Source organism: Actinomadura sp. 7K507, assembly GCF_004348425.1.
Lineage (GTDB): Bacteria > Actinomycetota > Actinomycetes > Streptosporangiales > Streptosporangiaceae > Spirillospora.
In genome coordinates this window covers 1-7,026 of the sequence record NZ_SMKK01000352.1, presented here as the reverse complement: position 1 = coordinate 7,026, position 7,026 = coordinate 1, and the positions used below count along the sequence as shown (strand labels likewise).

Below are 7,026 nucleotides of genomic sequence, written 5' to 3'. Positions count from 1 at the left end.
CCCCGCACCCTCCCCCGCCTGGTCCGCACCGAACTCAACGCCGAACACCCCGACGAGTCCATGGGCATCCACCTGCTGGCCAGCGCCCGCCGCAAGTCGACGCTGGCGGTCTAGCGGCGGCGGTCGTGTTCGGACTGGCAGGTTATGCAGCGGGAGGCGTCCGGGCGGGCCTCCAGGCGGCCTTCGGGGACGGCGTGGCCGCAGGCCAGGCACCGACCGTAGGTGCCGTCGTCGATCCGCTCCAGGGCGGCGAGGACGCCCTGGCGGTGGCGTTCGAGGGAGTCCAGGGCGGCCTCCACGCGGTCATGGGCGGTCAGGCCCGCCCCGGCGTCCGCGGCTGAATTGTCGCGCTCGGGGCTCTCTCCGCGAAGAATGGCGATCGAGCGGTCCAGGTCCTCGATCATGGACTCGAGGCGGGAACGGGCTGCGGCGGTGTCCACGATCCTGCGAACTCCTCCCGGCGGGGGCTTCCGGGCAATGCGCCGGTCAGAACAAGTGAATAATCTTCATCCTCGTGGGGCTGCTCCGGTGCCGGCCCCTGGTCACAGGCCGGATGAAAATCACTCAGTCCGAATGGTTGCCAGGACTATCCCCAGAAGTCGCGGGTTCTATGAGTGCCGGACCGTTGTTTCTCACGCTGTTGACCGCCTTTGACACCGGGTAGGCGTCCATTGTCCCGGCCATGGCGGGCACCAGGAGGCCGCGGACCTCCTCGGTTCCGGTCAGGGCCGGGTCGAGCCAGGCGTCCCAGCGGTCCGGCTCGACGATCATCGGCATCCGGTCGTGGATCCGGCCGAGATCGTCCGGCGCGTCGGTCGTGATCACCGTGCACGTCCAGACCCACTCGTCCTCGGGCGACTTCCACAACTCGTAGAGACCGGCCATCGCCATCACGGCGCCGTCGTTCGGGCGGATGAAGTACGGCTGCTTCTGCGGCTTCTTCTTCTTGGCCTTCTTCTCGCCCTCGGCCGGATCCGGCGAGTCGCCCTGGTCCTGGAGGGTGTACCACTCGAAGTAGCCGTCGGCCGGGAGCAGGCAGCGCCGCCGCGCGAACGCGCGGCGGTACGACGGCTTCTCGTGCACCGTCTCGAACCGCGCGTTGATCATGCGTGAGCCGATGGAGATGTCCTTGGCCCACGACGGGACGAGTCCCCAGCGGACCGTCCGCAGCTGCCGGACGGCCGCCTCCTCTTCGGGGGCGTCCTTGGGCCGGCGGTTCAGGACCACCGGAACCTGCTTCGTCGGAGCGACGTTGTAGTCGGGCTGGATGTCCCCGTCGACGGCGTCGAGCTGCACCTGGAACTCGTCCAGCAGCTCCTGACGCGCCCGGGTGGTGGCATAGCGTCCGCACATGGGACCCATCCTGCCGTGCTTGAGCCGCGACGTGATGGGCATGTAGCGGGTCATGCGACCCTTCACGACCCTGGCCCGCCCGTTCGTGGCGGCGCCGTACATCATGACCGGCCTTGAGGCCATCCGCGACCCGCGCGAGCGCGCCGAGCGGGTCGGCCCCGCGGTCAAGCCGGTGGCCGACCGGATCGAATGGCTGCCGAAGGACCCCGAAACGCTCGTCCGGATGGAGGGCGCGCTCAGCCTCGGCACCGGTGCCATGCTGCTGACCGGCAAGTTCCGGCGGCTGACCACGCTGCTGCTCGCCGCCCAGCTCGTCCCCGCGCTGGCGACCGAGCACCGCTTCTGGAGCGAGAACGATCTTGAGCGCCGCGCCAGCGAGCGCTCCCACCTCCTGAAGAACGCGGGCATGTTCGGCGCGCTGCTCATGGTGGCCACCGAGCCGCGCCGCCCGCCGCGCATGGCGGAGCTGCGGCGGGCCGCGCGCGAGACGCAGATCAAGAGCGGCGCGGACGCCAAGGTGCTGCGCAAGGAGGCCGCCGCCACGCTCCGCGACGCCCGCCGCGAGGCGGCCCGTCAGGTGCGCGTCGCCCGCGCCGAGGGCGGGCGCAAGGCCGCCAAGCAGACCGCCAAGGCGACCAAGGCCGCCAGGGCGGCGAAGCCGGGCGCCGCGTTCAAGGCGGGCAAGGCCGGCGGCGCGGCCAAGGCGGGCAAGGCGGGCGCGCAGAAGGCGGGCAAGGCAGGCGGCGCGCTGAAGAACTTCAAGGCGGGCAGCGCGCTCAAGGCCGGCAGGGCCGCCCAGCCGGGCCGGGCCGCGCGGGCCGGCCAGACGGTCAAGGCCGGGACCGCCACGCAGGCGGCGAAGGCCATGAAGGCCGGCAAGACCGTCAAGGCGGGGACGGCGGTGCAGGCCGGCAAGGTCAAGCAGGCCGTCCAGCGCTGATTTCCCGAAGAGAACCTTAAAGGAGCCTCAAATCCGTTGAACCGCGGGCCGGGGCGGTCCCGTACTGCCAGGGACCAGCAGATTCGACCCGTCCCCTTCCCCCCAACGGAGACGCCCCGGCCATGGCAGTTCCCGGATCGACCGGTCGCCAGACCGGCGGGGTGCGGAGCCTGCTCCGCCGCCCCGGCACGGCGCGGCCGGGCCCTGAGACCGACAGGGCCGCGCGCGATGAGGAGATCGTCGCGGAGCTCTACCGCGAGTACCATCGGCCGCTCCTCGCGTTCGTGCTCCGGCTGACCGGCGGCGACCGCCAGTGGGCCGAGGACGTGGTGCAGGAGACCATGATCCGGGCATGGCGCAGCGCGGACCGGTTGGACGACCGCACGTCCTCGCTGATGCCGTGGCTGGCCACGGTCTCCAGGCGTATCGTGATCGACAACCACCGGCAGCGCGAGGTCCGGCCGCCGGAGGTCGGCGACGGCCCCCTGGAGAACCTCCCGATGGCGGACGAGATGGACGGCCTGCTGCGCAAGGTCGTGGTGACGGAAGCGCTGGAGTCGCTGTCCCCGGCGCACCGGCAGGCGCTGACGGAGACGGTGCTGCGCGACCGTACGGTGAATCAGGCGGCCGAGTACCTCGGCATTCCGGTGGGGACGGTCAAGTCCCGCGTGTACTACGCGCTTCGCGCCTTGCGGGTCGCCTTGGAGGAGAGGGGGGTGACCTCATGAGTTCGCAGGTCGAGCACACCGACGTCGGCGCGTACGCGCTGGGCCTTCTCGAAGACGGCGATCGGCGGGCCTTCGAGGCCCATCTCCGCGAGTGCGGCACGTGCCAGGCCGAGCTCGGCGAGATGGCCGGGACGGCCCGGGTCCTGTCCGCGCTCGGCGGTGCGGCATCCGGCGGGAACGGGCCCGCGCCGGAGGGGGGTGAGGACGAGCCGTCCGCACCACCGGCGCCGGTGATCGACATGATGCGGCGCCGGCGCAAGGAGGACCGCAGGTTCCGCCGCGGCGCCTACGTCGTCGGCTCGGCGGCTGCCGCCGCGGCGCTGGCCGCCGGGATCGGCGTCGGGACGGTGCTGAGCGACGACGAGACCGTCCGGCCGCAGCCGCCCGCGGCCATCACCGGCGACAGGTTCCATGGGGCGAACGCGAGCACGGGCGCGTCCGGCGCGGTCGGCCTGGTCGACAAGGGGTGGGGCACACAGGTCGGCCTGGAGCTGCGCGGCATCAAGGGTCCGCTGCGGTGCCGCCTGGAGGCCGTGTCCCGGACCGGTGAGCGCGGCGTCGTCGCGGGCTGGCGCGTCCCGGACAAGGGCTACGGCGTGCCGGGCCAGCCCAAGCCGCTCGTCATGCAGGGCGGGACGGGCCTCACCCGCCAGGAGATCGCCCGCTTCGAGGTGCGGCTCCAGAGCGGCGGGACGCTGCTGACCATCCCCCTCTGAGCACCCGGCCGGGACTGCCGCCGGCCCGATAACCTTGGGGCATGCCCACTCCGCATTGGTCCGCCCCGGTCGCCCATGCCCCGGTCGACGCCACCGTGCCGCTGCCCGGTTCGAAGTCGATGACGAACCGGGCGCTGGTCCTGTCGGCGCTCGCCGGCGAGCCCGCGTGCATCACGGGGCCGCTGCGCAGCCGCGACACCGAGCTGATGGCCGATGCCCTCCGGGCGCTCGGCGCGGGGATCGGGGACGACTTCGACGACTGGCAGGTGCTGCCGGACGAGCTGGCGGGCCCGGCGCGGGTGGACGTCGGCCTCGCCGGGACGGTGATGCGGTTCCTGCCGCCCGTCGCCGCACTGGCGTCCGGCGAGGTCTTCGTCGACGGTGACCCGCGTGCCCGGGAGCGGCCGATGGGCCCGATCGTCGCCGCGCTCCGGGCGCTCGGCGCCGGGATCGACGACGCCGGGCGGGGCGCCCTCCCGTTCACCGTGCGCGGGACGGGCTCGCTGAACGGCGGGCAGGTCACGATCGACGCGTCCGGGTCGTCCCAGTTCGTGTCCGGGCTGCTGCTGGCCGCGCCGCGCTTCGAGAAGGGCGTGGAGATCAGGCACGAGGGCCCGCCGGTGCCGTCGGCGCCGCATCTGGCCATGACCGTCCACATGCTGCGCGAGGCGGGCGCGGCGGTCGAGGCGGAGGAGAACGTGTGGCGCGTCGCGCCCGGCCCGATCCGGGGCGGCGAGTGGCTGATCGAGCCCGACCTGTCGAACGCGGCGCAGTTCCTCGGCGCGGCGCTGGTCGCCGGCGGGCGCGTCACCGTGCCCGGGTGGCCGGCGGAGACCACGCAGCCGGGCGACGCGCTGCGCGGGCTGCTCGGCGCGATGGGCGCGGAGGTGTCCCTCGGGCGGGAAGGGCTGACCGTCCGCGGCCCCGCCGGACTCTCCGGTCAGGGCGGGTTCTCCGGGCTGACCGCCGACCTGCACGAGGTGGGCGAGCTGACGCCCGTGCTCGCGGCCCTGGCCGCGCTGGCCGGCTCCCCGTCCCGGCTGACGGGCATCGCGCACCTGCGCGGCCACGAGACGGACCGGCTCGCGGCCCTGGCCACCGAGATCAACGGGCTGGGCGGCGACGTCCGGGAGCTGGCGGACGGGCTGGAGATCCGGCCCAGGCCGCTGCGCGGCGGCGTCTTCCGCACCTACGACGACCACCGGATGGTGATGGCGGCGGCCCTGCTCGGGCTGGCCGTTCCCGGCATTGAGGTGGAGAATCCGGGCACCGTGGGCAAAACTCTTCCGAACTTCACGGAGTCGTGGGCGTCGATGCTGGCGCCCGCCTGACGGCAGGGACGGACCACTGGCCAGAGGAACGCACGACTATGACGAGGACGACGTCCGGGTCCGGCCCGGGCGCCGCGGGTCGCGTCCGCGCACCCGCCGCCGGCCCGCGCACGAGGACGCCGCACCCGGTTTCGTGATCGCGGTGGACCGGGGCCGGTACCGCTGCCTGGTGGATCCGGGATCCGGCGACGAGCGGGGCGTGACCGCGATGCGCGCCCGCGAGCTGGGCCGCAAGGGCGTCGTCGTGGGCGACCGGGTGGCGCTCGTCGGGGACGTGTCCGGTGCCCCCGACACGCTGGCCCGCATCGTCCGCGTCGAGCCGAGGACGTCGTCGCTGCGCCGCACCGCCGACGACACCGACCCGTTCGAGCGGGTCGTCGTCGCCAACGCCGACCAGCTCGCGATCGTGACGGCGCTGGCCGACCCCGAGCCCCGCCCGCGCATGATCGACCGGCAGCTCGTCGCCGCCTACGACGCCGGAATGGAACCGCTGCTCTGCCTCACCAAGGCCGACCTCGCCGACGCCGGCGCCCTGGTGGCCGAGTACGCGCCGCTCGGCGTGCCGTACGTCGTGACGCGCCGGGGCGGCGAGGTGGACGAGCTGCGCGGCCACCTGGCGGGGCGGACGAGCGTCCTGGTCGGGCACTCGGGCGTCGGCAAGTCGACGCTGGTGAACGCGCTCGTCCCGGACGCCGAGCGGGCGGTCAGCCACGTCAACGCGGTCACCGGGCGGGGCCGGCACACCTCGTCGTCGGCGATCGCGCTGGAGCTGCCCGGCGGGGACGGCTGGATCATCGACACCCCCGGGGTACGGAGCTTCGGGCTCGCGCACGTCGAGCCCCGGCATGTGATCAACGCGTTCGACGACCTGGCGGAGGGCGCCGCCGAGCGCTGCCCGCCGCACTGCGACCATCTGCAGGAGAGCTGCGGCCTGGACGGCTGGGTGACCGACGGGCACGCCAGCCGGGCCCGGCTCGACTCGCTGCGGCGGCTGCTGTCCAGCCGGGAGGGCGAACCCGAATAGCGAATCCGGGCAGCGGGGCCCGCAGAGCGGAACCACGTGTCCGCCTTGCATCGGTATCGTCTCCCCCCATGGTCCAGGTGATCGCGGGGCGTTACGAGCTGGTGGAGGTGCTCGGCCGCGGCGGGATGGGCGCCGTGTGGCGGGCGCGCGACCGCACGCTCGGCAGGGAGGTGGCGGTCAAGGAGGTGTCGCTGCCTCAGGGACTGGACGACGCGCAGGTCGAGCGGATGTACGCGCGGACGTTCCGGGAGGCGAGGTCCGCGGCGCGGCTCGACCACCCCGGCATCGTGACCGTGCACGACGTCGTGGAGGAGGAGGGGCGGCCCTGGATCGTGATGCAGCTCGTCCGGGCCGACGCCCTCGACAAGGTCATCGCGCGGGAGGGGCGGCTGCCGCCCGACCGGGTCGCGGCGATCGGGCTCGACCTGCTGGACGCGCTGAACGCCGCGCACGCCGCCAGTGTCGTGCACCGGGACGTGAAGCCGGGGAACGTGCTGCTGCCACGCGGCCGCGCCGTCCTCACCGACTTCGGCATCGCGACCGTGGCGGGCGACGAGACGCTCACGCAGGCGGGGGCCATCGTCGGGTCGCCCGCGTATCTGGCGCCCGAGCAGGCGCGCCACCAGAAGGCGACCCCGGCGTCGGACCTGTGGTCCCTGGGCGCCACCCTGTACGCCGCCGCCGAGGGCCGCCCCCCGTACGACCGGCCCGACGTATGGGGCGTGATGGCCGCCGTCCTCTCGGACGATCCGGACCCGATCGAGCACGCCGGGCCCCTGGCCCCGGTCCTCCAGGGCCTCCTCCGCAAGGACCCGGACCAGCGGGTGAGCCCGGGTGAGGCCGAACGGCTGCTCCGCCAGGTCGCGCAGGGCCCGGCTCCCGTCCCGGAGCCGCCCCGGTTCGCCCCGCCCGTCCCGGGGCCGCGCGACGTGAC

General features: G+C 73.9%; 8 protein-coding genes. 6 read left to right on the top strand and 2 right to left on the bottom strand.

Annotated features, from left to right (window positions below; genetic code table 11):
- Positions 1-110: 110 nt before the first annotated feature.
- Positions 111-440: a TraR/DksA C4-type zinc finger protein gene (locus E1285_RS42055; protein WP_132160380.1), complete on the bottom strand. Its 330-nt coding sequence runs from the start codon at positions 438-440 to the stop codon at positions 111-113.
- A gap of 124 nt (positions 441-564) precedes the next feature.
- Complete coding sequence (locus tag E1285_RS42050) at positions 565-1,353, bottom strand: SOS response-associated peptidase (RefSeq protein ID WP_165966991.1); 789 nt, start codon at positions 1,351-1,353, stop codon at positions 565-567.
- Between the two features lie 52 nt (positions 1,354-1,405).
- On the opposite strand from E1285_RS42050, the gene E1285_RS42045 reads away from it, so the two are divergent.
- The 6 genes from E1285_RS42045 to E1285_RS42020 form a co-directional block, all read left to right on the top strand.
- On the top strand, positions 1,406-2,293 hold the full coding sequence (locus tag E1285_RS42045) for a DoxX family membrane protein (RefSeq protein ID WP_132160379.1): 888 nt from the start codon (positions 1,406-1,408) through the stop codon (positions 2,291-2,293).
- A gap of 122 nt (positions 2,294-2,415) precedes the next feature.
- Entirely contained in the window at positions 2,416-3,021 is a 606-nt protein-coding gene (locus tag E1285_RS42040) for a sigma-70 family RNA polymerase sigma factor (RefSeq protein WP_132160377.1), read from the top strand.
- Positions 3,018-3,737 carry a zf-HC2 domain-containing protein gene (locus E1285_RS42035; RefSeq protein ID WP_132160375.1) on the top strand — a complete coding sequence of 240 codons (720 nt, stop codon included), beginning with the start codon at positions 3,018-3,020 and terminating at the stop codon, positions 3,735-3,737. The genes E1285_RS42040 and E1285_RS42035 overlap by 4 nt, the downstream gene beginning before the upstream one ends.
- 41 nt (positions 3,738-3,778) lie before the next feature.
- Entirely contained in the window at positions 3,779-5,068 is a 1,290-nt protein-coding gene (gene aroA, locus E1285_RS42030) for a 3-phosphoshikimate 1-carboxyvinyltransferase (RefSeq protein WP_132160373.1), read from the top strand.
- 169 nt (positions 5,069-5,237) lie between these two features.
- Positions 5,238-6,092: a ribosome small subunit-dependent GTPase A gene (gene rsgA / locus E1285_RS42025; RefSeq protein WP_243723434.1), complete on the top strand. Its 855-nt coding sequence runs from the start codon at positions 5,238-5,240 to the stop codon at positions 6,090-6,092.
- Positions 6,093-6,160: 68 nt separating this feature from the next.
- A partial coding sequence (locus E1285_RS42020; protein WP_132160371.1) for a serine/threonine-protein kinase occupies positions 6,161-7,026 on the top strand: 866 nt, incomplete at its 3' end.

What these genes read in the sequence shown, in the direction of transcription:
- E1285_RS42050 (WP_165966991.1), bottom strand. Translation starts at nt 1,353, where the DNA reads ATGTGCGGACGCTATGCCACCACCCGGGCGCGTCAGGAGCTGCTGGAC.
- E1285_RS42045 (WP_132160379.1), top strand. Translation starts at nt 1,406, where the DNA reads ATGCGACCCTTCACGACCCTGGCCCGCCCGTTCGTGGCGGCGCCGTAC.
- E1285_RS42040 (WP_132160377.1), top strand. Translation starts at nt 2,416, where the DNA reads ATGGCAGTTCCCGGATCGACCGGTCGCCAGACCGGCGGGGTGCGGAGC.
- E1285_RS42035 (WP_132160375.1), top strand. Translation starts at nt 3,018, where the DNA reads ATGAGTTCGCAGGTCGAGCACACCGACGTCGGCGCGTACGCGCTGGGC.
- aroA (WP_132160373.1), top strand. Translation starts at nt 3,779, where the DNA reads ATGCCCACTCCGCATTGGTCCGCCCCGGTCGCCCATGCCCCGGTCGAC.